At 68.6% G+C, this 25548-nt stretch carries 17 protein-coding genes and 2 pseudogenes; 5 read left to right on the top strand and 14 right to left on the bottom strand.

Going from position 1 to position 25548, the window contains the following annotated elements; translation table 11 throughout:
- The 3 genes and pseudogenes from B7767_RS31095 to B7767_RS31085 all read right to left on the bottom strand — a co-directional run.
- A pseudogene (locus B7767_RS31095) lies at positions 1-326 on the bottom strand (glycosyltransferase family 1 protein); the annotation flags it as partial.
- 11 nt (positions 327-337) lie between these two features.
- Positions 338-736 carry a 6-carboxytetrahydropterin synthase gene (locus B7767_RS31090; RefSeq protein ID WP_085575055.1) on the bottom strand — a complete coding sequence of 133 codons (399 nt, stop codon included), beginning with the start codon at positions 734-736 and terminating at the stop codon, positions 338-340.
- Between the two features lie 132 nt (positions 737-868).
- Entirely contained in the window at positions 869-1846 is a 978-nt protein-coding gene (locus B7767_RS31085; RefSeq protein WP_085575054.1) for a zinc-binding alcohol dehydrogenase, read from the bottom strand.
- 108 nt (positions 1847-1954) lie between these two features.
- On the opposite strand from B7767_RS31085, the gene B7767_RS31080 reads away from it, so the two are divergent.
- On the top strand, positions 1955-2719 hold the full coding sequence (locus B7767_RS31080) for a CDP-alcohol phosphatidyltransferase family protein (protein ID WP_085575053.1): 765 nt from the start codon (positions 1955-1957) through the stop codon (positions 2717-2719).
- Between the two features lie 281 nt (positions 2720-3000).
- Here B7767_RS31080 and B7767_RS31075 read toward each other — a convergent pair whose 3' ends face one another.
- The gene (locus tag B7767_RS31075; RefSeq protein ID WP_085575052.1) at positions 3001-3540 is read right to left on the bottom strand and encodes a hypothetical protein; all 540 of its coding nucleotides are present in this window, start codon (positions 3538-3540) and stop codon (positions 3001-3003) included.
- Positions 3541-3853: 313 nt separating this feature from the next.
- On the opposite strand from B7767_RS31075, the gene B7767_RS31070 reads away from it, so the two are divergent.
- The 3 genes from B7767_RS31070 (at position 3854) to B7767_RS31060 (ending at position 8709) form a co-directional block, all read left to right on the top strand.
- Positions 3854-6709, top strand: a complete 2856-nt coding sequence (locus B7767_RS31070) for a branched-chain amino acid ABC transporter substrate-binding protein (RefSeq protein WP_085575051.1) — start codon at positions 3854-3856, stop codon at positions 6707-6709.
- Between the two features lie 28 nt (positions 6710-6737).
- A complete protein-coding gene (locus tag B7767_RS31065) occupies positions 6738-7337 on the top strand; it encodes an HD domain-containing protein (protein ID WP_085575050.1) in 600 nt (199 codons plus the stop codon).
- 457 nt (positions 7338-7794) lie between these two features.
- Positions 7795-8709, top strand: coding sequence for a YceI family protein (locus tag B7767_RS31060; protein ID WP_085575057.1), 915 nt, complete (start codon positions 7795-7797; stop codon positions 8707-8709).
- A 34-nt stretch (positions 8710-8743) separates the two neighbouring features.
- Here the strand turns inward: B7767_RS31060 and B7767_RS31055 are convergent, their stop codons facing one another.
- The 10 genes and pseudogenes from B7767_RS31055 to B7767_RS31015 form a co-directional block, all read right to left on the bottom strand.
- Positions 8744-9184: a hypothetical protein gene (locus tag B7767_RS31055; RefSeq protein ID WP_085575049.1), complete on the bottom strand. Its 441-nt coding sequence runs from the start codon at positions 9182-9184 to the stop codon at positions 8744-8746.
- Positions 9185-9277: 93 nt separating this feature from the next.
- A pseudogene (locus B7767_RS48490) lies at positions 9278-9448 on the bottom strand (transposase family protein); the annotation flags it as partial.
- 222 nt (positions 9449-9670) lie between these two features.
- Positions 9671-11392, bottom strand: coding sequence for an Hsp70 family protein (locus B7767_RS31050; protein WP_179167358.1), 1722 nt, complete (start codon positions 11390-11392; stop codon positions 9671-9673).
- Entirely contained in the window at positions 11389-12552 is a 1164-nt protein-coding gene (locus tag B7767_RS31045; RefSeq protein ID WP_143652718.1) for a hypothetical protein, read from the bottom strand. The genes B7767_RS31050 and B7767_RS31045 overlap by 4 nt, the downstream gene beginning before the upstream one ends.
- Positions 12549-14222 (bottom strand): hypothetical protein, encoded by a 1674-nt coding sequence (locus tag B7767_RS31040; protein ID WP_143652717.1) that lies wholly within the window; start codon positions 14220-14222, stop codon positions 12549-12551. Before B7767_RS31040 ends, B7767_RS31045 begins: the two co-directional genes overlap by 4 nt.
- A gap of 104 nt (positions 14223-14326) precedes the next feature.
- Positions 14327-19762, bottom strand: coding sequence for a DEAD/DEAH box helicase (locus B7767_RS31035; RefSeq protein WP_085575045.1), 5436 nt, complete (start codon positions 19760-19762; stop codon positions 14327-14329).
- The gene (locus tag B7767_RS31030) at positions 19762-20733 is read right to left on the bottom strand and encodes a hypothetical protein (RefSeq protein ID WP_085575044.1); all 972 of its coding nucleotides are present in this window, start codon (positions 20731-20733) and stop codon (positions 19762-19764) included. The genes B7767_RS31035 and B7767_RS31030 overlap by 1 nt, the downstream gene beginning before the upstream one ends.
- Complete coding sequence (locus B7767_RS31025) at positions 20730-22649, bottom strand: hypothetical protein (RefSeq protein WP_143652716.1); 1920 nt, start codon at positions 22647-22649, stop codon at positions 20730-20732. The genes B7767_RS31030 and B7767_RS31025 overlap by 4 nt, the downstream gene beginning before the upstream one ends.
- A 490-nt stretch (positions 22650-23139) precedes the next feature.
- Positions 23140-23736, bottom strand: coding sequence for a hypothetical protein (locus B7767_RS31020; protein WP_256923633.1), 597 nt, complete (start codon positions 23734-23736; stop codon positions 23140-23142).
- Between the two features lie 50 nt (positions 23737-23786).
- Positions 23787-25013: a DNA sulfur modification protein DndB gene (locus tag B7767_RS31015; RefSeq protein ID WP_085575042.1), complete on the bottom strand. Its 1227-nt coding sequence runs from the start codon at positions 25011-25013 to the stop codon at positions 23787-23789.
- A 150-nt stretch (positions 25014-25163) separates the two neighbouring features.
- Here B7767_RS31015 and B7767_RS48485 point away from each other — a divergent pair.
- On the top strand, positions 25164-25548 hold a 385-nt coding region (locus B7767_RS48485; RefSeq protein ID WP_373408253.1), incomplete at its 3' end, for a helix-turn-helix transcriptional regulator.

Raw genomic sequence — 25548 nt, 5'->3', positions numbered from 1 at the left:
AGCAGGACGACGGCGCCGTCCGGCAGTTCGCGCAGGGTGCGGGCGAGTTCCGCGCGGGCGGCGGCGTCCGGCCGGGGCCAGTCACCGGCCACGGCGTGCCGGTGCGCCTGCCAGCCGAACCCGGGCAGGTCCAGGCACACGCGCCGGTCGTAGGCGTTGCCGCCGCTCGGCGCGGCCGGGTCGTCGACACCGCCCGGCATCACGAAGTGCACGGAGCGCAGCGACATGGGGATGATCCCGCCGTTCCTCGGGAAGGACGCCTGCCGGGGAACGTAGTCCAGGCGGGCGGTGCCGGCCCGGTCGGGGGCCGTGCCGGTCACGTCCATGGTCGTATCGGTCACAGCACACGCTCGTAACTCGCCCAGGCGATGTGCGACTCGTGCAGGGTGACGGCGATGCCCGCGATGCCCTTGGCCCCCTCGCCCAGCGCGCCCTTGCGGATGCGTTCGGCGAGCCGGTCGGCGATGACCTTGGCCAGGTACTCCGTGGAGGTGTTGACCCCCGCGAAGTCGGGTTCGTTGTCGAGATTGCGGTAGTTCAGCTCGCCGACGACGGCCCCGAGTTCCTGCGTGGCCAGGCCGATGTCGACGACGATGTTGTCCTCGTCCAGCTGTTCGCGCCGGAACGTGGCGTCCACGAGGAACGTGGCTCCGTGCAGGCGCTGGGCCGGTCCGAAGACCTCGCCGCGGAAGCTGTGGGCGATCATGATGTGATCGCGGACGGTGATGCTGAACAACGGACGACCCTCCAGGTGCGGCGCGTCTGCTCCCCGGCCGATCTCCGACGGGGATGCCGTGTAGTACGGCTGACTGCCTTCCCCTGTTCAGCGTCGGCTACGTCTTTTCTCAGGTCAGGCGTGCCGGCCCCGCTACGGGGTGTCGTAGCGCACGCGGTGGCACAGGGCCGGGGTCTCCCCGGAGGCGAGGCGGGGCATGACGTCGGGCAGTTCCTCGAAGGCGGACTCGCCGGTGACGAGGGCGTCGAGGGCGGGGGCGGCGAGCAGGTCGAGGGCGAGGGCGAGCCGGTCGGCGTAGCTCCGGTTCGCGCGGGCCGGGGAGACGGTGCCGACCTGGCTGCTGCGGATGACCAGTCGCCGGGAGTGGAAGGCCTCGCCCAGCGGGAGGCTCACCTTCCGGTCGCCGTACCAGCTCAGTTCGACGACGGTGCCCTCGGGGCGGAGCAGTTCGAGCGCCCGGCCGAGTCCCTGCTCGGTGGCGCTGGCGTGCACGACCAGGTCACACTCGCCGAGCGCGTCCCCGGGCAGTGCGAACCCGACGCCGAGCGCCGCCGCGGTGCCCGCGCGCGCCGGGTCGGCGTCGACGAGCTGTACCCGTACGCCGGGGAACCGTGCCAGCAGCGCGGCCACCGAGCAGCCGACCATCCCGCCGCCGACGACGGCGATCCGGTCGCCGACCAGCGGCGCGGCGTCCCACAACGCGTTGACCGCGGTCTCCACGGTGCCGGCGAGCACGGCCCGCCCGGCGGGCACGCCGTCGGGCACGGGCGTGACGGCGCCGGCCGGGACGACGTACCGCGTCTGGTGCGGATACAGGCAGAACACGGTCCGCCCGACGAGCGCCTCCGGTCCCTCCTCCACCACTCCCACGTTGAGGTAGCCGTACTTCACGGGGGCCGGGAAGTCACCTTCCTGGAACGGTGCCCGCATGGCGGCGTGCTGGCTTTCCGGTACCCCACCGCGGAAGACGAGCGTCTCCGTGCCCCTGCTCACCCCGGAGTACAGCGAGCGCACCAGCACCTCGTCCGCGCCGGGGGCGGGCAGGTCGACCTCACGGATCACCCCTCGGCCAGGCGAGTCGAGCCAGAACGCACGTGCGGTGCGGTTCATCGAGTTCCTCCTGAACGATCGGGAAGCCGCGCGCGTACCGAGTGGTGCACAGGCCGCGCACAAGGTAGCGGCGTTGATCGACTCTGTCACACGGCCGGAGGGTGTTCGGTGGCCCTGAACAACAGTTACGACGCGAGGCTCGTACAGCAGGAGACCGCCGTGGGGGCGGGCGTACAGGTCCTGTTGCTGGCCCTGATCGGTACGGCGATCGGCATGGGCCCTGCGGGCTGGCTGACCGGCCTCGCGTTCGCGATCGCCACCTGGGCGGTGCTCTCCCGGGCCCTGCACCGGTCCCGGCTGCGCTCCTTCGGCGCGGCCAACCGGGTCACGCTCGGCCGCGCCACCCTCGTCGGCGGGGTCACCGCGCTGGTCGCCGACTCGTTCCAGGACTCACCGCCCGTCTCGCTCTTCGTCGGCCTGACCGCCGTGGCCCTGATCCTGGACGGCGTGGACGGCAAGGTGGCCCGCAGGACCGGTACGTCGACTCCGCTGGGCGCCCGCTTCGACATGGAGGTGGACGCGTTCCTGATCCTGGTGCTGAGTGTGTACGTGTCGATGGCGATGGGTCCATGGGTGCTCCTCATCGGTGGTATGCGGTACGTCTTCGTGGCCGCCGCGCGTGTCTGGCCCTGGCTGACCGCGCCGCTCCCGCCGAGCACGGCCCGCAAGACGGTGGCCGCGCTCCAGGGCGTGCTGTTGCTGCTGGCCGGGGCGGCTCTGCTGCCGCACGTGGTCAACGTCGGTGTGGTGGTGCTGGCGCTGGGGCTGCTGGTGTGGTCGTTCGGCCGGGACGTGCTGTGGCTGTGGCGGACGTCCCGGGTGGAGACGGCTCCCGCCGGGCCCGAGGTGCGGCGGGAACTGGTCACGAACTGACGGCCGGCCAGGGGGTGCGGACCCGGCGTTCCACGGGCGGGCGCTTCACGACCGGGTGCCGCACGACCGTGGCGGTGCGGTGCGGTCCGGTCCGCCCTCCGTGCCGATCGGATGGCCCGAGGTGCCGCCCGGGTGACCCGAGCCGGCCGACTGCCGCCTCGCAACCGCGGGCGGCGGCCCCGCGTCCAGCGGGGCGCCGGTAGCCGAGTCACCGAACCGGATTCCCGGCAGCCCACGGTGTGACCTCGGGGCCCCCGCCCCCTCGTCCCGCCGCCTGCTCGCTACTCGACACCCGCCGCGTCGAGGAGCCGGACCAGGTCCTTGCGCCCGTAGCCGAGCACACGGGCCCGGTGGATCGCCGTCAGCATCAGGTGAGCGGCGATCGCCCCCGCACGGCCGTCCCGGTCGGCCCCGTACCACTCGCCCGGCTTCTCGACACCCAGGCTGTTCATCACCAGCCCGTGCTCACGGCGGACCTCCGCGACGGTACCGGCGACCGCGTCCAGCAGCGTCTTCCCCGGCCGCTCGCACTCCAGGGCGAAACAACCCCGGTCGACCGGCGCGCACCCCTCCGGCGGACGTGCCCTCACCCCCGCGTACCGCTCGTCCCCGAACCCGGTGTGCTCGAACTCGTCGTGCACCAGGGCGAACCGGTGGAACCCCGGCGGGACAGGAGGCGGTGGCGGCGTGTACGCCCACCCCGCGTCCTCGTACAACTGCCGCTTCACCTCCTCCTCTTCGGCGTGTGTGACGGTGAAGCCGGTGGCCTCGTTCCGCCCGGTCGTCGTGCCGTCGGGGTTGCGGTGGAGATGCAGGCTCATGATGTGCTCCGGTCGTCCGTGTCGTGTGAGGGCGGGAGATGTTCCCGTCACCGGATCGAACGGACCGCCCGTCCCGCACGTGCCCGCATCGCACAGCACCACCCGATCGTGTGACACCGCCCGCCGAAGGCGACCCCATCGACCACGGCACAGCAGCCCCCCGACGGACCGCCGTTGCGCCGGGGGCGGTTGTCAGGGGTGGGAGTTATCCTCACAAGGCGCTTGCGACACATGTGTCTTACGACCACGGGGGGTGTCCGTGCACGGCGGTGACCAGAATTTCCCACAGGACTGCCCGGGCGGCCATCCGGGCATGTCGACCGAGGCGGGGATCGACGTCCAGCGACAGCTGGAGTCGCTGGTCCAGGACTTCCGGACCAGCGATCCCCCGATGCCGGTGATCGTGCTGCACGCCGAGGACCCCGCCGACGACGACCGGGTCACCGAACTCGTCGACGAGCTGAGCGAGGGACAGCAGCGTCACGGTACGCGCCTGGCCGTAGCCCCGACCGAACCGCAGCCGGGGGAGCTCGATCCGGCCGCCCGGGCCGCGCGGCTCCTGGTCGACCTCGGTGACCCCGGGAAGTGGGGCGACCGGTCCGCCTCCTACCGCCCCTACTCCTTCCCCCGCCTCAACCTGGTGCGCGCCCTCCAGGAGGCCACCGAAGACCCGGAGATGCGCGAGCACTGGCCGACCGCCCCCGGCGGCACTCCGGACGGGAACGCCCAGCGGGAGCGGGCCCAGACACATCTGCTGCGCATCCTGGCCAAGCAGCGCTGGCGCCCCCGCAGACCCTCGCGCCGGCACCGGCAGGTACTGCTCAACGACGTGCAGCAGTTCCTCCCCATGGGCGTCCTGGGCGCCTTCACCGCGTTGCTCACCCGCCCCGAGTGGTACATCGCCGTCCTGGCGGGCATAGGGCTGATGATCCTCCTCGCCGGCCTCAACCACGTCCCCGGGCGCGCTCCCCTCTTCCTGTGGCTGCGCAGGGAGAGCCGGTGGTTCCTGACCACGACGTTCCTCCAGTCCGCCGCCCGCCGCCAGTCCACCAGCGTGCGGCTGCTGCGGCCCGTCCGCTCCTGGCGGGCCATCGCGGCCCGCGCCTACGACGTGGCCGAGGCCATGCGCGAGGGCGGCCCGTTCCCCCTCCAGCTGTACGTACTGGCACTCTTCGAGGACCTGCGGGACAACCACCGGCGCGGCAGCTGGGACCTGCGGGGATTCAAGCGGACGCGCCCGCCGGTGCTGTTCCTGCGCCGGGTGGGCCGGGAGAACGGCGGCATAGAGCTGATCAGGGCGGTCAGCGACGTCCGCAGCCGGCGCAGCGAGCTCGACCCGCTGCTGATCGTGGCGAGCGTGGCGGCGGACGACGCGGCCCTGCTGGACCGGGGCGCGGACGCCGGCCCTCCGGTGAACCGGCCGCGGCAGTCCCCGTCCCAGCCCTCGCGTCTCCCCCAACGGTTGCGGCACTGGTACGACGAATGGGCCGGAAACCTCCGGGCCGATCAGTCACCGAGCAGGACGAACGCCCTGCCCTGGGTACTGAGGATCCCGCTGCCCCCCGGCGAGCTGGTGCAGTTGCGGCAGACGGACTGGCGGTGCGTCAGGGCCGGACACCGGCCGCCCCTGGCCCGCCTGGTGTGGTCGGCGCACAGCCTGCTCCTCGTCCTCGCCCTGGTCGTCACCGCGGGCGTCGTCCACGCCCGCGAACTGCACCGGACGTACTGCTCGGCGGGCCTGCTGACCGCCGACCGCGACACCGAGCGGCGTCCCGCGCCCGGCGGCGGCACGGAGTGCGTCGGCATAGCCGCCGGAGGCGTCCGGTTCGGCGCACACCTGAGCGGTGGGACGACCGGGGAGGGAAAGCGGCTGCGGGAGCTGGAGCGACTGGTGCGCGCCGAGAACACCGAAGTCCTGCGCGACCACCCCGACGCCTACGTCACCGTGGTGTACGCGGGACCGCTGAGCTCCTCCTCGGTGGACCCGTCCCTGGTCAAGGGCGCCGAGGAGCTGACCGGCGTGTACCTCGCCCAGCGGGTGGTCAATGAGAACTACACGGTGAAACTGCGGGTGCTGCTCGCCAACGGCGGCTCGGACATGGGGCACCAGCGTGTCACGGCCGACGCGATCGCCGAGTACGCCGACCGCGACCCGACCGTCGTCGGAGTGGTCGGCTTCGGCCGCGACCTGCAGAGCAGCCCCGACGTCACCCGCCGGCTGCACGCGGTGGGGCTGCCCATCGTCTCCGGCACCAACTCGGCGACCTACCTGCCGAAGGAGTTCTCCAACTGGTTCAGTCTCGCGGCTCCCGACGAGCACCAGGCCGAGGCGCTCGGTCTCGTCGCCCGGCAGCTGCGCGCCGGGGACAGGGCCCCGCACGCCCTGGTGCTGGCCCGCGACACCAAGGAGTCGCAGGACCGCTACACCAGCGAACAGGCCCTGTACGGCGGGGAGATGCTGGACCGGGAGGACTTCCGGATGCTGCCCGCGCGACGCTACCGGGTGGCGAACGGCAAGCCCGAACTGCGGTCGCACGCGGAGAGCATCTGCCGGGGCGAGAACGTTCCCTCGGTGATCTACTTCGCCGGACGGGTCGAGGACATCGGACCGCTGATGACGCAGCTGTCTACCGAACCGGGCTGTGCGAACCGGCAGATCTCGATCCTCACGGGTGACGACCTGAGCAAGGCCCGGTTCTCCGGCACGGGCGGCCGCGACGGCGTGGCCCCGCGGATCACGCTGTACCACGCCGCCCTGGCCGAGCTGAAGGAAGCCTCGTCCAGGACCGCCTTCTACGAGGACGCCGCCAACTACCTCCCCTGGCTGAAGGGCGGAAAGGCCACGTACGACGCCGCCGACTTCGCGAGCGGGCAGACGGCCCTCTCCCACGACGCCACGCGCGCCCTGTACTGGGCGGCCAGCCTCGGGGACGTACGCCAGAGCCGCGCGGCGACCTGGGTCAACCTCAGGAACGTCAAGCTCGACGGCATGGCCACCGGAACGATCGACTTCACCGACGCGCCCCTGTACGCGGAACGCCACGGCCACAGCATCGTCCTCAACCGGGTCCGCAGAACCGCCGAGGGCGTCTCGGAGGCGGAGGTCCTGTGCAGCAGACCGGCCGGCAGCACCGAACCGCTCAGCGTGAAGGAGTGCGCGATCGAGTGAGCGGAGCACCGGTTGTTACGCTCTCCGGGTGAGGATTCCGGGACCCGAAGAGATCCGCGCGCTGCACCGGAAGCACGCGCCCACCGCCGAGGCGTTCGAACTCGTCCACACGCACTGCGAGATCGTCTGGAGCGTCGCCGAGCGGCTCATCTCGGCCTCGCGCCTCGACGTCGACGCCGAACTGGTCCGCGCCGGCTGCCTCCTCCACGACATCGGCGTCTACCGCCTCTACGGCGACGACGGCCGCCTGGATCACGAGAACTACGTCCGCCACGGCCTGCTCGGCCACGAACTCCTCGCCCGGGAGGGCTTCCCCGAGCCCCTGTGCCGGTTCTGCTCCCACCACACCGGAGTAGGTCTCACCCGCCACGACATCGAGACCCAGCGCCTCCCGCTGCCTCCCGACGACTACCTCGCGGTGACGGCGGAGGAGCGGCTGGTGATGTACGCGGACAAGTTCCACACCAAGTCCAGGCCCTCCGTGTTCCTCACCCCGGACGAGTACGCGGCCCACGTCCGCCGCTTCGGCGAGGAGAAGGTGACCGCGTTCGAGACCCTGCGCACGGAGTTCGGCGACCCGGACCTCGACCGGCCGGTGCCGTACGGGGGTGCGTCCGCCCGCCCGTGAGCGCTGCCGGGCGTCGGCCACATCGGCGTCGCCGTCGCCCGTACGCTCACGCGGCGTACGGGCTTCCTCCTTCCGCGCGGACGGACGGAGCCGACCGGTGCGGTGGCACGGCCCGCGCGATGTGCGGGCCGTGTGACGGGACCGCGGGCCATGTGTGAATCCTTCACGGTTCCGGGTGGCGTTCACCACAGCACCGGAGCAAAGAGCCGCAGTCGACGCACACGGCGCACCCCGTCGAACAGCCGGAATGACGGCGGTTCACGCCAATCCGGCACACGGGAAGGCCATGTCGCACTCCGACCCCGATGACGAACCGCCCCTTCCAGCCTGCCCTATGATCGTTTAATAGTTGACTTCATCGCGCTTGCAACCCTTCCCCGACGGTTCCCGGTGACCGCCGGCACATCCATCGGTGCGAGTCTCGCCGCGGTGACACGCAGGAAGAAAGGTGAACCGCATGGCCCTCGGACTGCTCCGGCGTCGACGTTCCCGCGGCGGGCCCGATGCCGCACCGGACCTCTCGCTGCCCCTGCCGGCCGGTGCCGGCGCGTACGGCTGCGAGGTCGTCGATCCCATGGGACAGCCCTTGGGCGGCGCCGAGGTCACGGTGACCGCCCTGGACAGCCACCGTGTCGCCGCCCACGGCACCACCGATCCGTACGGCCTGTTCATGGCGGCGCTCCCGCCCGGCTCCTACAGCGTGATGGTCGCGGCTGAGGGCCTCACCCCGGCCCGCAGCAACGTCGACATAGCCGCCGGCGCCGCCCTCCCCCCGGCGCGCGTCGCGCTGCTGCCCGCACGCCAGCTGGAACTGCCGCCGCCCGGCACCTGGCTGTTCGACCCGCCGCACACCGCGATCCGCTTCATCGCCAAGCACGTGGGCATGGCCCACGTCCACGGACGCTTCACCCGCTTCACCGGCGGCATCCGCGTCACCCCGGACATGGGCGACTCCCAGGTCTCGGTGCGCATCGACGCCGCCAGCATCACCACGGGCAACAGGACCCGTGACAACCACCTGCGTTCCGCCGACTTCCTCGACGTCGAGCACTACCCCTACATCGACTTCACCAGCACCCGGTTCGTCTACCGGGGCGGCTCCCGGTGGACGCTGAACGGCACGCTCACCATGCACGGCACCAGCCGCTCCGTGGGACTGGACACGACGTACCTCGGCACGGTGAACGGCGGTTACGAACAGGAGCTGCGCTGCGCGGCCCTGGCCAAGACGGAGCTGCACCGCGAGGACTTCACCCTCAACTGGCGCTCGATGCTGGCCCGGGGCATCGCGGTCGTCGGCCCGACCGTGCAACTGGAGCTGGACGTCCAGGCGATGTACCGCACCCCCGAGACCCCCACGCCCCCGGAGTAGGCCGGTGCGGACGGAGGTCCCGGGCCGCCTCGGCTCACGCGTAGGGGTCGGGGATCACCTCGGTCGCCGACTCGAGGACCTTCTCCACCCGCAGGACCGCGCTGCGGACGACCCCCTCCTCCGCGACCAGCACGTCGGGAACATGGGACTCGTAGAAGCGCAGGTACCCGACGGTGCCCACGGTCGTCGTGCGCGCGCCGAGCCACAGCACCATCCTGCGCAGGTCGTCGAACTCGTCGGGATGCGCCTCCTGCCGCACGGTCAGCGCCCACTGCGGTCCGTCGGAGCACAGCTCCCCGACCAGCGCGCCCCCGATCCGCAGCGCCGGCCCCCGGTCCGCCCAGAGGGGGTACGCGTAACCGTCGTCCTGCCGGCCGCCTTCCTCCCCCAGGTGCCAGCGGAGCAGGGCGAGGTCCTGCGGCGGGAGCGAGCCCGGCAGGTCGAGCGTGAGCTGGAGTTCGTGGATGTCGGCCATGGCCGCAAGGCTATGCATCCCGTCCCGTGAAATCTTCCGACGGCCGACCGGTCGACAGTGGAGCGCAGGTGCCGGGGCAGTCAAAAGACCGACAGCTTCAGTGATGTACCAGTAGGCCGTGGTCGCGCCGACGTCGACTCCGACTACGGCCTGAGCGTAGGGGCGCCCCTTGCGGAGGTGGACGAGGGTGGGCAGGACCTGTTGGTGGGCATTCAACCTGCGGCAGCTCTCCCAGCGACCATACCAACGAGACGAATGCGTCACATAGCAGGCCCGGCCAGCAAGAGGGCCCAAGCGGAGATGAGTTGACGTAAAAAAATCTCGTCCCACTGGAGCTCTGGGCCAAAAAACCGATCCTATATCTCAACTCAACCGCCAACCGACGGTTTTAAAACTGTTACACCATTCCCGAATCTGCCAGCAGACCTCTTTCATCCTGCATTGAAAGAGAGAAAGAGGTCTACCGAGGCCGGGGGAGATTGACTTTTATATGCGGGATTGAGGAATACCATTAACCGATAGATCAGCATCGGGAACGGACTGCACTGACGTCTCAGCGCCTCCCGGATCAGGAATACCGGAACCCAATCCCAAAAATTCCTTAATTTGACCCGTTTCTGCACCAGAATTCTGCAGAAACGGAACGTCCGCATGGGCGAGAAGTCGATGCAGCTCACCGTCGAGCCCCTGCTGCAGCGGCGTACCATCCTTGCCGAAGGAGTCAATCTCTGCCTCCATCAGCAGCTTATTAGTAGCTTCGTGCACCACCTTAACCCGCAAGATTCCGCTGTGATCGTACCTGAAATCAATGACTACAGCGTTTCGCTCCGGATCCTGTTCGGGCCTTGGAAGGCGGACTTCGAGCACCCCTAGAGGGAAAGCCCGGTCACTGTCAGCCGCATACCCTGCTTCCCCCTCGACGATCTCCACCTTCAGGGAAAAAGCGTTCGCCCTCGCTGGAGTAAAACGCCGTTCCCCACGAGCGGCCAGAGTACGATTCCGCTTGATGATCGGTACAAAACCCTTACGGGCGCCCCCTGCGATGGCCGTGCCCAAGTCGTAGTTGGTTACCAGGCTGAAGCGCTCCCGGTCCATGTGATTGTCGAGTGCGGCCGAGTAAACAGCCGCGCCGCGCGCCACCGCAGTCATGGGATGACACAAGCCCGGATCTACAATGCGGTCAGCCCCCAGGAGACTGCCGACCGCATCACGCGCTTCAGGAATCTGCGAGGTACCACCGATCATGAGTACTGCATCGATATCAGCAGGACCAATACCCAGGTCATCGAGACACTGCTTCAGAGGATCCATTGCGCGCTCGATGAGCGGGGCCGCTGCGGCAGCGTACTCCTCTCTAGACACCCTCAGACTTGTGCCCAAAGCAGGAAAGTCGACATCCATCTCTCCTATGTCCCTCCGGGACAGAGCGATCTTGGTCAACTCGACATCACGCCTCCAGCGGTTGCGCTCCTGCAGCGTCAGACTCTCCGGCACCTGACCGGCCTTTTGCAGGAAAATGCGCGCCAGCGCCTCATCGAACTCTAGCCCTCCCAGTGCGGCAATGCCCCGGGATGTGAGCTCCTCAAAGTACTTACCGTCATAGTCGAGCACGGTGACATCTATCGTGCCGCCGCCCCAGTCGAAAATGAGGAGCCGTCCGGGTATGTCTACATCTGTGGCGTAGGAAATAGCGGCGGCAGTGGGCTCGTTGAGCAGCGCTTTGACTTTTATGCCAGCGAGGCGTGCCGCAGCTCTCGTCCGGTAGCGGGCACCTCCCGTGGCGTTCGCGGGCACAGTGACAACCGCCTCGGACAGATCAAGCAGGTGCCGTGACGCGGCCGTCTTCATCTGAGCGAAAAGAGCGGCCGCAGCGGCCGTGCTGCGGAACGGCTCACCGCCAATCCACACGTGATGCTCCTCTAGGAGCGGGGTGTCCTCGTTGGCTTGCTCCATTCCTGCAGACCGAGTGCCGAGCATGCGCTTGACCGCGTCAATAGGCTCGCCTGTAGTCGTCTTGGCATCCCATCCGAAGCACAGGGTCTGCTCGAAATCCCGAACGGACAGGACCGACGGGAACAGGTCTTCAAATTCTGGCTCACGCCACTGGGCCGGCACGTTGCCACTGTCGACAGGAAGGACCTCGGTGGTATCACCGTTGTACCGGGCGACCACTGAGTTGCTGGTTCCGAAGTCGATTCCGTAGGTCAACTGTTCCTCCGCTGCGACTCCTCCTCCTCGGCGGGGTCGCCGAGGAGCCGTCTGATGAAAAATGAAGTCGGAATCATGGGCGCGCTGCGCCCTGTGCGGCCGGGTTCAACCTCATTGCCGCCGTTCGAGTAATCCGGAGTGACGCCCCCCGCATCCGGCCCGCGGTCATCTTCATGAGGATTGTTCTTTTCCCGGGAGCCAGAACGGCCGCGCTCCTCGGCAGAAACCGTGTCAGCAGGCTTCTCCTCCGCCTCCCTCACGGACTGCTGCTCGAGCGGGACTCGGGCTTCTGAGGCACTCCTGTAGTCAGCGGCCCGAGGGAAGCCTTCTGCTCCGGGATCGGACTGGTGAAGCTCACTGCCGCCCTCGTCCTCCTTGTCCTTGTGCTGCCGGGACGTCCGTCCGTGTGTTTTCCCCTGCGGCAGCGCGGCTCCGGGCGAAGGAGCCTGGCGCACCCAGCCCCGTTCGATCACGCGTCCCGAATCAGCATCGACATAAGCCGGTGTGACCAGCTCAAAGACATCAGCCCCGGCTCTCTCGGCCGTTCCCGTACTCGCACCGTCCGCCAAGTTGAACAGCGTAAGGTCCTTGAGGTCGACCACTCTCCGGAGACCGGCCTTCTCGATCTCCGCCCCGATACGCTCCTGAAGCCGGAGCAGCATCTTGGCCTGGGCCGCTGCCCGGTCGATGAGTACCAGCTGAACCAGATGCCGTTCCCTTGTCCTCATGCCTTCGATCACACCTGCCCGCAGTGCCTCGGCGATCTGACGCCCCACGGCACGCAAGTCAGGCTCCTGCGAAACAGGCTCACCCGAAGCTGTGTCTCCCGGCACCGACAGGCTTTGCTGGAGGGACCGGAGACCTTCCTCAAGTCTGGGCTCCACGACTGCAAGAACGGACTTGAGCAAGGCGGCGGCGTCGAAGGTGCCCGGCTCGCATTCTGGGTGGCTGCTGCTCGAACAGACGACGAAGGGAGGCTGCTTAGTACCTGATGCAGCCGCGACGGCAGGTTTACCACGGTCTGACGGCGCGGGCCTCTTCACCTTCTTCTTGTCTACAGCCTTACGGCCGTGGCTCTTCGAGGCGGCGTTCTTCTTGCCCTGCGGGCTGCGCCCCTTCGGCGAGGGTCGGTCTGCGCCGGATCCCTTGGTGCTGCTCACTCGCTGCTGCTCTTTCGGAGAAGGTCTTCGGAGGACTCGCCCACAGGAGGCAAACCCATAGTGTTGCATGCGGTTTCCACAATGGCCGCTGCCGCTTGCTGCTTCGCGAACTGACACTCGGCGTCAGTGGCGGGTGCCGTCTGCCGCGGCATAGGCATGGCATTGCGGACAGCCTCGGGCACGTCGGCGTGCGGGTGAGCCCATTTTCCGGGCATAAGGGGCACCGCGTAGGGCGGGACGGTTGCACGGCCTCGCTCGAAGGCTTCGATCGCGTCTTTCGCCTCGTTGGCCAGCGCCTCACCGTCCATGTCCAGACTGCGCCGCAGTATCCGCCATCGCTCCTTCCAGTGGTCAGCCCCATCCGGCACGCCAAGGACGAGGTAGGGGTTCAGAATGTGGTCCCTCTCGCGTTGGCGCGCCAGTTGGTGCAGTACCTCACGGTTGCTTTCCAGGCGTCGGCGGGCCTCCCATGGCAGCCTGTCCTCTCGCATACCGCTGCCGGATGCGGAGCTCAGGGTGTCGAGCGCCTCCTCATACCGGGGGCCGTCATCGCCGTGCAGGACAAGGAGGTAAGCCATGACGTTCCTCGCTTCCCAGCCGGCGAACGTCCAGGAGCGCTGCAGAGCGTGCGCGTCGTTCCAGGCGGCCCTGAGCAAAGTCAGGTGCTTCTGCTCCTCGCCTCGGAGCCGTGACTGGTGAGCCAGACGGAGCGCACGCTGGATACGGCGCACCAGCAGCCACGGTCCGAACGACTTGTCCCGGCGCAGGTCGACCGGAGTCTGCGGTGCAAGACGTTCCAGCACCGGCCACAACCACTGCTTCTTGCTCAGTTCAGGCGTGACGCGGCCGCTCTCCCTGACTGTTCTGAGGTCGGAGACGAGTTCCCGCTGCCCGCTCCTCAGTCCAGATGTCTGATCCAGCACGGAGGCGTCCCCGTCCGCGAGGCGGGTGTAGAACTCACGCCGGAGCAGCTCACTGTGCCATCCGAGTTCTTGCAGGCCGTCAGCACTGACCCCCGACGGAGTGAGCCGTGCTTGGAGGTAGAGACGGCGGGGCCCTCCCTCCGGCACAGCCCGCGCCGTGAGACATGCGGCGTCAACCAGGTCATCAACCACAGGCAGAGGAAGGTATTCCGTGAGTTCCCTCTGTGCGCTGGCCTCGACGGGATAGTTCTTCAAGCGCTCGTAGCAGGTATACAGCCGCCAGGTACGGTCAGCCGCAGTTTCGGGCTCCGGCTCTTCTAGCCCGCGGTCGAGGGCTTCCAGGCCTTTCAGGTCATCTAGAAGGAACCGCGCACGCAGGGCCTGGGCATCGGAGAACACCTGCAATCCGGCGTTGTGCGCCTCTGCGAGCAACCTCACTGCCTCCATGGAAGCCAGGCATCGCACCACTTGCACGACTGCCCTGGCGAGCTCGTGTGCCGTGAGTGCGGACCACCCGTCTCCCAGTCCTTCGCAGGGTTGGCCTGTCTCGCGCACCGCCTCCGCGATGAGAGCCGCTGCGCGAAGAGCTTCCTGCCACGCCTCCCGGGTACCGAAGCCGGCAGGCACCGCAGGCGGCGCATCGTCGGCCTGGTCCGCCGCCGCTACTGGTTCTGCCATGCCGTCGCCAAGGGCTGGATCCGTCGCTGGAGCGGAACCGCCCCGGGCCCGCTCCGCGATCAGAGCCATGCGCCGCTGCCTTTCACGCTCCAGCAACTGCGCGCGGCTGAGCGCCTCCCGGACCGGGGCTTGGCCGGTTTCCCGGCCAGCAGCAGAAGGCACGGACTCAGTGGTCACAAGCCCTCCGCGAAGTCGATGATGTCCGAGGTGACCGCGGCAGGGATGCGGTCAAGACAGTATGCGTCGACGAAGACGACCTGCTCCGCCAAGCCCTCCTCCTTGACGTAGGCGGTGATCTGCCGCAGCCTCGGTGCCTCGCAGTCGGGAAGCAGCGCTTCAAGCGGGTGCTTCACCACCACTGCTACCGGTTCTTCACTCAGGTCCGCCTCTGCCAGGGCGAACTTCCCGTAAGGGCTCTCCGTGATCCGGGCTTCCAGTCCGGACCTGTCCTCAGCCCACCGTTCAAGAAGCTTCCCGTAATGCGCACTGTCGATGAAGAGGGGGGTGCCACGGAGTACGCCGAGGAGGTCTCGAGCAAGCCTCCAGTCCAGCAAGGGATGGATCCGCATGTTCGAGTAGTCACGCAGGCAGCGGTAGCACGATCCCCCGCAGGTGGCGGCATGCTCGCCCCGGAGCGCGCCAACGTAGTCGTCCACAGCGTCGAGGAACTCCTCGATTCGTTCCGGGGAACCGAGATGCGTGCTGAAGCCCGCACCGTTCTCCAGGCTGTCGGCGAGGTACGCCATGACGGGCGAGGCCGCTGACGCGGAGCCGTGAATACCGGAGAGGAGCTCTTCTGGCTGCACGTCCAGAAGAGGCGCCGCGGCGCGGCGGAGCAGGGCGGAAAGTGAGTACCAGGCGGCGCGGCGCCCGTGATAGGCGTCGGGGAATCCACTGGCCTGCTCGGAGTGCGACATGTCGAAGCGCAGGCCGCGTCCGGCGTCCAGGGCGTCACGGGCCCCGATGAACAGCATGTCCGTGTGCTCCGTGGCTCCGAGCGCTGTTTCGAAGTCGGAAGCGGCCCGCGGGTTGTCGACGACGTGGTACCCCTTCCAGGGGAAGCCCGCCTTCTTGAAACGGAAGAGGCGTCCGTTGTTGTTGTTGACGGTGTAGCGGTCGCCGGTACCGCAGTGGACGACGAGCCAGTCGTCAGCATCGCGTTCGACCCGGGGTGCGTCCGTCTCGAGGTTGGCGGCCGTCCGCGGACTGGCGCTGCTGCTGCCCCACTCGCGCACGCCGTCGTAATCGCGGGGCTGTCCAGCGCGGAAGCCCGCCGGCTCACGCATCGGGAACGCGGTGTAGTTCCGCCCTGTCGCACCACAGGCAGGGCATTCCTTGGGCTCCGCGTCGTTGTCCACGGGTTCGATGTGAGCGCACAGGCGGCACATGGCCAGCTTCTTCTCGGGACCGAACGGCTCCTCGACAGCCTTGGGCGCACGGAAGCCGGGAGTGAAGGAGACCACGCCCATGGACTGGTAGAGACGTCCGTCCCGGGGGGTTTCCGAGCCGGGCGCGAACTTGGTGAGTGCGACGGCAAGGTCACGGTTCACAGCGCCCTGGGGCGGCCAGGGGAAGTTCTTCTGCGGCACTTCGGTGTAGAGGAGCCGCGCCCTGGTCGGGAAGCCGAACATGGGCAGAAGCCCGGACTCAGCGAGCCGCTGGCTGAGATCCGGATGTCCGGTGACCGACTCCGCGACGCCGTCGATCTCCCCCAGTGTCTCCAGCACACAAGCGACGGGGTCAAGGGAGGCGACAGGCTCAGGGGTGTGGGACTGCAGCGCCTTCGAGGCGGACCTGATGGCCTCGGCGTTGCCGTTGACCCATTTCTGCACGGCGGGCCGGTGCTTGGCCCAGTCGCTGGCCAGCCCGAACTCCCCGTGGACGTTTCGGGTCATGTCACCGTCGTTCTGGCTGCCGTCCTTCGTGAAGGACTCGAACGCCTGCCGGAGTACTTCGCCGAGGAGCACCCGCTTGAAGATGGACGGCATGCCGAGTGCGAGGTAGGGCGCGGGGGTAGGAGCATTGGTGATCTCCTCTGGGCTGGCGAAGTAGTGCTCGTCGTGGCTGCGCCCGCGGCAGACGGTCAGCGCCGTTGCCGCCGGGCTGTCCCGGCGGCCGGCACGTCCCACCCGCTGCTGGTAGTTGAAGCGGGTCGGAGGCATGTTCGCCATGAGCACCGTGTTCAGGGAGCCCACGTCGACGCCAGCCTCCATGGTGGTCGTCACGGAGAGGACTTCGATGCCATCCGCATCGGGCACGCTGTCTTCGCCGATGTAGACGTTCTGGAACCGTGCTTGCCGTGCCTGGGCGTCGAGACGGTCCGTCTGTCCTGTGAGCTCCACGGCACGCAGCGGGAAGTCGCCGGTGCGGCTTTCCGCTTTCCAGGCGTAGTAGTCGTCGTTGAGCGCGCCGATGAACTTACCTGGTTCTGTCGGCAGTTCGGTACGGCACTTGGTGCACAGCAGGGTGCCCGGGTGCAGATGCGGGCGTCGGCAGCCGGAGCAGGTCCACACTCTGCCGTCGCCGGAGCGCAGGGCCACTTTCGACGGGTCGATGGTGTACTGGGCGACAGCCTGCCCCCATACCGCCAGGACCCGCTCCTGGTACGACTCCACGTCACCGCCGTACCGCTGGGAGAGGTCCTCCCAGTACCTCCTCAAGGGAGCCGGAGCCTTCTCAAGCCCTGCCCTCAGTCCGGAGAAGCGGCGCATGTGGCCGAGGATTCTCAGGCTGGCGCGCGCCACCGCCACATCGGAATCCGGTGCCGTGTCCAGCGGGGAACGGTCAGTGGCCAGGCTGAGCCAGCCCAGGCCGAGGGATTCGAAGTCCCTTCCCGCACTTGAGAACAGGCCCAGGAGGAACTCCCGTCCGAGGCTTTCGTTGAGGCGCTTGAGCAGCTCCTCCTGTTCGGGCTCGAGCCCTGCGCGGATCCCCTTGTCCCCCTTCCAGTCGAACAGCGATGTCCACCGCACACCGTTGCCGCACTCCTGAAGGGAGGCGGCGGGGCCTCCGGGGTTGAGGCCCCGTTCCAGGACCATTCCCCGGAGGTCGTACTGAAGGTCCGTAAGGGAGGGGAGGCGGCCCAGCACCGATTCCAGTTCGGGCTGCTTCGCCGGGTCCGCCATAGGATCGTCCGTGAGGATGTCCTTGAGCTCGGAGAACTCCCGGGGGTGCCGGTCGCGCAGCCTCCGGGCTGCCGCCTTCATCTGGTCCGGGTCGGGCGACTTCTTCTCGTAGTACGCCTTGACGAGCTGCAGGTCCTCGAACGGGTCGCCCTGGTCCGCCACAGCCCGCGCGGTCAGAAGTCTGAGAAGGTCCTGGTAGTGGCGCAGTGCGAGGCCGCTGGCGAGGTCAGAGGCATCGTCGCGGCTGTCGGAGAAAGCGATGATCTTACGCTCGCCGTCCGGCATGTGTCCAAGGGCTTCGCTGGTCAGTACCTGGTTGATCTTGTCGAAACCAGTACGCATCCTCCGTACCGGAGCGCTGCGCAGCCGCTCCTCGAGGTCGAGCCACTTGCCGTCCTTGCCGCGCCTGATCTCCCAGTCGTCACCGCACGCCGGGCACCGGGTGGGAAACGCCTTCAGGCCGCGCAGATCCACCAGGGGTTTGCCGTCCTGTCCCCGGTCGGGCACGGCGTGGAAGGACCAGCCCGTGGGCTCGGCCTTGTCGTTGGCGAGCCTTCCCGTACCCGGATGGTACTTGCTGGCCCGGAACTGGAAGGTCACTGAGGGACCGTTGTTGACCCGGGACACCTCCCACTCGGTCTTGTCCAGTCCGTGCCGGTTCTTGCTCGGCCAGTACACGACGTAGTTGCCCGCGTTCGGCGCACCCGAGGCCAGGTCAGGCAGCTGGTCGAACTCGGGGTAGTCCGTGTGGAGCGCCCCCCGGAACGAGTCCTTGCCGAGCAGGGACGGAGCGGTGTAGCCACCGAGCATGAGATCGCCGCAGTTCTGGCAGTACAGCAGCTCAAGCACTCGCGCACCGCATGTGCAGCGGGATGTCGGTTCGCGGAAGAGGCGTCCTACCCGGCGGCCCTTCTCCTTCTCGACGGGGACGTCGGGGCACTCGGGGTCGGAACAGGCCCAGATGCCGTCGATGTTCCGGAAGAACATGTGGGCGCGCAGCTTCGGCAGTCCCTTCATGGTGGACGCACCGAGTGCCCGGAGGAGTCCGTGCAGCGCGGTCCCGCGTTCTCCCGGGTCACTGAGAGCCGGGAACAGGGTGTCCGCCACGGCCGGCATCTCGATCGCCTTGGGTTTGCCTTCCGGGGCGAGGACGCGTGCCAGGGCGTCTCCCCCAGCGGACCGGTGCAGCAGCTCGCTGGCCCTCTCCTCGCTGAGTTCTCCCTCAGCGGCCATGGCGAGTTCGGCCGCGTGGCCGGACAGGTCGGCAGGCCCGTCCTCGGGCAGCTCGAGCGAGCCGGGGATGACGCGGTGGCGGCCCTTCGGCAGCGCGAAGAAGGACTCCAGGAAGTGGTTGTCCCGGCCGGCTTCCAGCGAGGCGGACGCGGCGAGCACACGGAACTTCTCCGGTGCCTCGTCGAGCCCGAGGCGGTGGCGCAGGTTGCGCAGCATGTAGGCGACTTCGGTTCCCGCCGTGCCGCGGTACATGTGGAGCTCGTCGAGCACGAGGGTGAAGCAGGCCCCGCGGGTGCTGCGCAGCCAGCGTCGCGTGGATTCGAAGATGGGGGCTTCCTGCGGGCGCAGGAGCATGATGTTGAGCATCGAGTAGTTCGTGATGAGGATGTCCGGCGCCGCTGCCTGCATGTCCCAGCGCGCGTGCATCTCCGCGCCGCCGAGGCGTGGCATGAAGTCGTGGATCTCGCCGCCGGCCCGCTGCTGGCGGGCGTCGAGTTCCTGCATGTACTCACGCAGGCGGCCAGCGGCCTGGGGGGACTCGGAGCTGCCGGAGACAGGAGTGGCCCCGGTGTAGCGCCCGAAGTAGAACCGGTGGCCGCGCCGGTTCTGGTCCAGCCAGTCCCGGGCCTCCTGGCTGTCGAGAGCGCGCCTCAGGCGCACGAGCTGGTCATCCGCCAGGGCGTTGGTCGGGTAGAGAATGAGCGCCCGCACCGCGGCGGGATGCCCGTGCTCGTTCTGCCTGCTGGGCTCGAAGGTCTTGCCCCTGCGCCACCACGCCGGCTGCGAGGCACCCGTTCCGGTCCACTCCTCGGACTCCGCGACCAGGTCGGCGATGACCGGCAGCATGAACGCCTCGGTCTTGCCGGAGCCGGTCCCCGCGGTCACGACGAAGTCTCGCTTCTCCCCGCAGGCGGTGACCAGGGCGTCATGCTGGTGCTGGTAGAGACTGTTCACACCACTGGGCATCGTGAACCGCGCGAACTCCGCCGCCTGGGGATGAGCCTTGGCGGCGAGGAACGACTCGGCGAGCGGCACTCCGCTGGATTTGTACTGCGGCCGGAGCTCGAGCAAGGGCTCACGCCACGCTCCCCCGTCAATGTCGAGCAGCATGCGCCGCTCTTCCATCACGGAGCGGTCATCGACGCCGAAGGGCGTGTCGTAGTAGCGCATCAGAGCGGTCCGTAGCGCCTTGAAAGTGCCGGGGATGTCGCTGCCCGAGACGCTCACGGCCGCCGCATCGCTGTCCGTCATCAGTTCGCCCTTCCGGTGGCCGTGCTCTTCGGGTGGTGGATCTCCAGCTCCTGCCGGAGGGAGCGTGCGAGCCGTTCGGCGGCCGCACGGGGAACGTTGTCGTAGCGGACAGTCTCGGCGACGCTGCTGAACCGTGGCTGGAGTCCTGTGCACAGGACGGCGGCACGGGCGTGCAACGGTGGCAGGGGCGCGCCCCAGTCCACGAAAAGCGTGCCGACCCGTTCCCGCCCGGTCCCGGATTCAGGCTGCCACCGGATGCTTCCCGTGCCGGTGCGCTCCAGTTCCAGGTACACGCCGTACTCGTGTTCCGTGCTCTGGAACCCGCTGCCGCGCCTGATCTGCACGAGCCGTGACCAGTCGGCGCCCCGCCACCGGTACAGACCGTCCTGGCTGTAGGAGTCCGCAGGTTCGTAGGTGCGCTTGACCGGGTCGTACTTCTCGACGGTCTGGACGTTGCCGGGTGCCGGAGGCGCGGCGGGCGGCCCCGGCTCGAGGTCCGGGAGCAGGGAGAACGTCTGGAGCGCCGCGCACGGGGAGTAGGAGCAGCCCAGTTCATCCGCCCGGTCAGGCAGTTCGTCAGGGGTGTCGTACTGGAGCAGGAGGGACCGGGGGACGGGGATATCCCCCTCAGCGGTTTCATTGACGACCGGCAGGACGACGGCCCATTCCTCGGCGGCCTGGTCGACCGCGCGTCCAAGTGCCGCGGTGCGCCGTCCCGTGATCAGTGCCAGGCCGTCGGAGAAGGGCAGGCGGGTCAGGACGGGCGGAGCTGCGGACCACACTCCGCGCCTCCAGTCGATGTCAAGGTGGCCGAGGGCCGACATGTCCCGGATCCAGCGCCCTTCCGCGCCGTCCCGCACGTTCAGACCCCGGCTGCGGGCGGTCCTGAGCACGCCGGCCCGCAGGTCCGCCACCTTGCCACCGCCGAGTTCGCTGACCCATCGCATCAACAGGTCGCCCACGGAGTTCACTTGCGGACCTCCTGCGCTCTGCGCACGTACGACTGCCACAGCGGATCCCCGCTCCCTTCCGCGGCGTCCAGCACTGCCGCCGCCCATCCCCGGTGTTCCGGCCCCGCACTGAAGTCCGGCTCCTGCGGGCTCACCGGATCCACGTGCCACGCTCCACGCCTGAACTGGACGATCCAGCCGCCGCAGCCGCGGAGCTCGACTTCGAAGTAGTAGTCGGAGGGTGTCTCCGGGAGCCGTTCCCACCACGTGGGAGTGACCGGTTCAGCGACCTCCCACGCGCGTCCGTCGGATGCCACGAACACCGTCCTCTCCGCTCCCCTGCGGCAGAAGGCGACCTGCGGCACGGCACCGCTACCTGCCTGTCCGAGCTGAGCACCCCGCAGAAGTCCCGTGCCCTCGTCCTTCGTCATGGCGAAGGCGTCCGCACGGGTTCCGGAATGCCTGAATCCGGCGACCCGCTCCGGGTCCGCAGCGGCTGGCGCCTCCTCAGCCGTGAGGAAAGTGACCTCGGCGTCCTCCATCTGGATGCGGTGCTGTCCCGCGGGCAGTCCTCTCTGCCACAGGCTTACCGGCACGCCGCGGGCCTTGAACGGCGGCCGCGGAGGCTGTCCGTCCAGCAGGGCCTCACCGGTCGCGCCGTCAGGGAGTACGAGGTCGGGCTCTCCTCCCACGAGGTAGAGGCGCTTGTTGAACTTGGGTGCGAGAGGCAGTCCTCCCTGGAGGTAAGGCTTGTACTGCGGCGCGGGCTGAACCGCGAGCATCGCACCCTGGACATCGCGGATCGCCTGCCGGAGGGTGACCGCGTCGTCGAAGACGACCCGGTGGTGCAGGGACCACCCCTCCGGCATCCAGGAGAGCCACCCCCGCTTCGGCTCAATTCCAGGTGACGCCGCGCGCTCCAGCACGGTCTCGACGTCCCGCTGCGCTTCCGGCGCGGCGAGCAGCATGTGCTGCTCGCCCGGAACGAAGCGGTCGACGCTGGTGAAGCAGTCCAGGTCGTTGTTCTGCCGCAGCAGTACGAGGGAGGAGGCCGGACGGCCTACCACGATCCCCTCGCCCGCCAGCTGGACACCGGTGCGCAGCGAGCGGTCGTCGGGCAGCTTCAGACCGTCCAGCGCGTAGTACCCGGTCTCTCCCAGCCTCCGCATCCGCACTCCACCAGAGAGCTCGTACTCCGGCTCTCCCGGCTTGGAGAGCTTCGCCAGCCAGCCGAGCTTTCGGCTCTCGAAGCGGACCAGCAGCTCGGCCCGGGGGATGCCCTGCCCCACGAAGTAGGGAGAACCGTCCCAGACGTTGGCGAAGTTCCCGAGGATTTTCTCAACGAGCGGCCGGAACTCCGGGTGCTTGACGGCCTGCAGGAACTTGGGCGAGAAGGAGTAGGCCTGACCCCATTTCTCAAGGTACTCCACGAGGACGGCGCCGGGCAGGGGCCAGACCGTGCGGTGGTGCTGCCGTACCGCTTCGAAGAACTTCGGCAGCAGCTGCCGGTCAGTTCCCCGGAGGACTGCCTGCGACAGTGCGTAGCCGATGCGGGCCTGGTTGTGCGGCAGGTCCGCCGGAGAGGGGATGGTGCAGATCCCCCGGTAGGTGCCCCAGCGGTGCTGCCAGGAGGCCAGCCGCTGCCACATGCCTGCCACGCTCTGGTGCTTGGCCGACGTGAGCACCCCCTCACGTCCGGCGAGCAGCTGTGAGAAGTGGCTGTGGTAGTTCGTGGCGCGTCTGATCCCGTCGTTGGCCATGCGGGTGGCCGCAATGACTGAGCAGGCAAGGAGGGGAAGCACGGCCGGGGCCCTGTCGTCGCTGCGGTGGCTCAGCTCGTACCGCTCGACCTGCTCATACGGCTTCGTACCGCCGACCGCTATGACGCGGCTCACCGCTTCGGCAAGCGGTACTTCCAGGCTGAGGCTGCGCTGCATGTTTGCCGCCTCATCGTCATCCATGTACATGACGACCGGATGGCCGTCCCACGCCGGGCTGAAGAATGCCTCCTCGAGCACCCTCTGCCATGCGGCGTACGGAGTGAAATCCACGTTCTGCCTCGGCTCCCCATCCGATGTCCTACTGAGTTGCGGCCTGTCCCGCCATGGGCGCACTTGCGAAGCAGACCCCCCACTTCACGAGCTGCACCTTATGGACCACTAGAGATAGCGCATGGTTGCGGCCCACATAAGTGGTGGTGCCACCTAAAGCGCTGATCCCGTGCACTTGTAAATCGAAAACTCTCAAATCTCCGCCTATGTCCACCTGGTGATCCGCCGTGTGAATCCTCAGGAGCTCATCCGGCAGAGACAGCCAGCAGCCGACGCGCCCTGTCGGGCTGCACCTCAGCGAAGCAGTCGACACCCACTGTTACGGATTTGTTGTCAACCTTGCCGGTAGCCCCCGAGCTGATCCCGGGCACCTGCCTTATCCCACCCTCTTCCACTCCTGGCACCCGTTGGTCTTGAAGTACTCGCCGCTGTTGAGCTTCACCCGGCCCTGCCCGGTGAGGTTGTTGTTGGTGATGATGGAGTCGAACTCGCCGCTGGCGTCCTTGGCCCGTTCCCAGTAGCAGCCGAACTCGTCCACCGGCCCGGCGGTCTTGTAGGTGCCGGCCTTGATGTCCTCGCCGACCAGATACTCACCGTCGCCGGAGAAGGCAGCTGGCGGGCCGGGCTTCTTGGTCTTCTTCGGTTCGGCGGTGACCGTCTCGGTGACGGTGGGGGCGGGTTCGGGGGCTTCGGCCTCAACGGTCTCGGTGACGGTGACCGTGGGGCGGGGTGCGGCCTTGGTGTCGGCGGTCTCCTCGACGGTGTCCGCCGAGCCGCTGCCGGCGCCGATGCCGACGCCGACGAACAGGGAGACCAGCGCGACCGCCCCGTACGTCAGCCACCGTCTGCGGCTGCGGGCGGGCTGTCCGGGGCCGGTGGGTGTGCCGAGGCCGAAGGGGCCGGCGCCCTGCGGTGGGTGATCGGGGAGCGGGGGAGGCTGGTGGAAGGTCATGGCGTGCTCCGTTTCCGGCATGCGTGGTGCGTGATGGATGCGATGTGGGGCGTCCGGGCGTGCGCCGGGGTTCAGAAGCCGCGGATCTTCCGGCCCGCCTCGGTCGCCGGGTAGAGGATCGCCTCGGCGACCCGACCGCCGGAGTCCTTGACCCCGCCGCTGAAGTTGAGGCGCCCCGAGGCGCCGGTCTTGGCGGCGACGCCGTCCCAGTACTTCGCCTCCCGCTCCCAGCGGATGCCGTCGAGGAGGCGGACCAGGTCGTCCGTGCGGAAGGCGGACGACGTGTCGGTCCACGGCATGGTGTGGTGGGCGGCGATGCCGATGCCGGCGAGGACGGCGGGTGCGGTGATGGCGCCGCGTGCGGTGAAGTCGCGGGCGTGGCGGGCGATCAGCTGTCCGAGGACCGGTACGACGGCGGCCTCCACCTGCTCCGGCCGGTATCCCGCAGGCAGCTTGTCCTCGTGCACCGGCTCGGCGGACATCTGCACACCGTTCCGCCCGTAGAGCGTGGTGACGACGAGGGCGCGCAGTGCGGAGAGGGTGACGACCTCTCGGTCACCGGCGGACAACTGCCGCTTGCTGACGTTCACCAGGCGCGCGAAGGGAACGCGCTGTCCGTTCACCTCGACCTTCACCGAGTCGGCGACCAGGTGCGCGAGCCGCGTGCCGTAGTCGCGCTGGTCCATGGACATGGCCAGGTTCTTGGCCACGTCCACGCCCTGCACGTTGCGGTCGTAGAAGATCTGCCGCGCGTCGGCGGGGGCGAGGTCGACGTACAGCTCGAACGGCAGGCGCACCTGGGCGAGTTCGGGATACGTCAGGCCGTACTTCTCGGGGTCGTCGTAGAGGTCGTGCCAGGCGGTGGTCTGGGTCTCGCCGTCGATGGCGACGACCATCGTGCCCGGCGCGACGGTGAGGGTGCGCAGGCCGCTGCCGGGGAGGAGTTCGTCGCTGAGCGCGGCGAGCGGTCCGGCGTGCCACAGGGTGACCGGCGGCGTGGACCAGGCCGCGCCGAGCTCGCCCTTCAGCCCGGCGGCGATGTACTCGGCGTACGGGCCGACGTTCTTGCCCTTCTGCGAGGACTTCAGCGTGCGCTGCACGGTGGCCCTCAGCTCGGCGTGCCGGCGCACCAGGCCGGACGCCGCCTTCAGCCTGCGCGGGTCCTCCTCGGCGCGGGGCGAGGGCACGAGCTGGACGAGCGTCGGCACGGACATCGTCCCGACGACGGCGTCGGCGCGGAACGGCATGACGGTGAGCTGGGTGCCCTCGACGACGGCGGTCGGCATGGTCAGGCGCATGGGACTCCCCCGGAGTTCTGTCGAACGGCTTCCAGCCGGAAGCAGATCCAGGTAAGCACAGAAACGAAAGCACCGTCAAACAGGTCGACGGACTTGACGGGTGCTGTAGGTTGTTGACTGTTCGCTACCGAGAGGCCCAGGACTCCCGTCATGCCCCAGTCATCCGCGCAGGTGACCGCCGCCGAGATCTCCCGCATCGCGGGGGTCACGCGCGCCACGGTCAGCAACTGGCGTCGTCGGCACGAGGACTTCCCCGAGCCGGCCGGCGGCACGGAGAGCAGCCCCCTGTACGACCTGGAGTCCGTGCGCGCATGGCTCGCCTCGCGTGGTCACGCCTCGGCGGCGACCCCGTCGGAGGAGCTGCGCACGATGCTGCGCCTGCGCGCGCAGAGCGGGGGCGGAGGCGGCGGCAGGTCGGAGGATCTGCTGCTCCTCGTCCTCGCTGCGGCGGGCGGCTCGACGGAGGCGCTGACGGCCGCCACGCGGCTGCCGGACGCGGAGCTCGTCGCCCGCGCGCAGCGGGACGCGGCGTCGG

The organism is Streptomyces sp. 13-12-16 (genome assembly GCF_002114215.1).
In the GTDB taxonomy this organism is placed as follows: domain Bacteria; phylum Actinomycetota; class Actinomycetes; order Streptomycetales; family Streptomycetaceae; genus Streptomyces.
The sequence above is the reverse complement of the archived record's forward strand: the minus strand, read 5'-3'. Positions and strand labels throughout refer to the sequence as shown.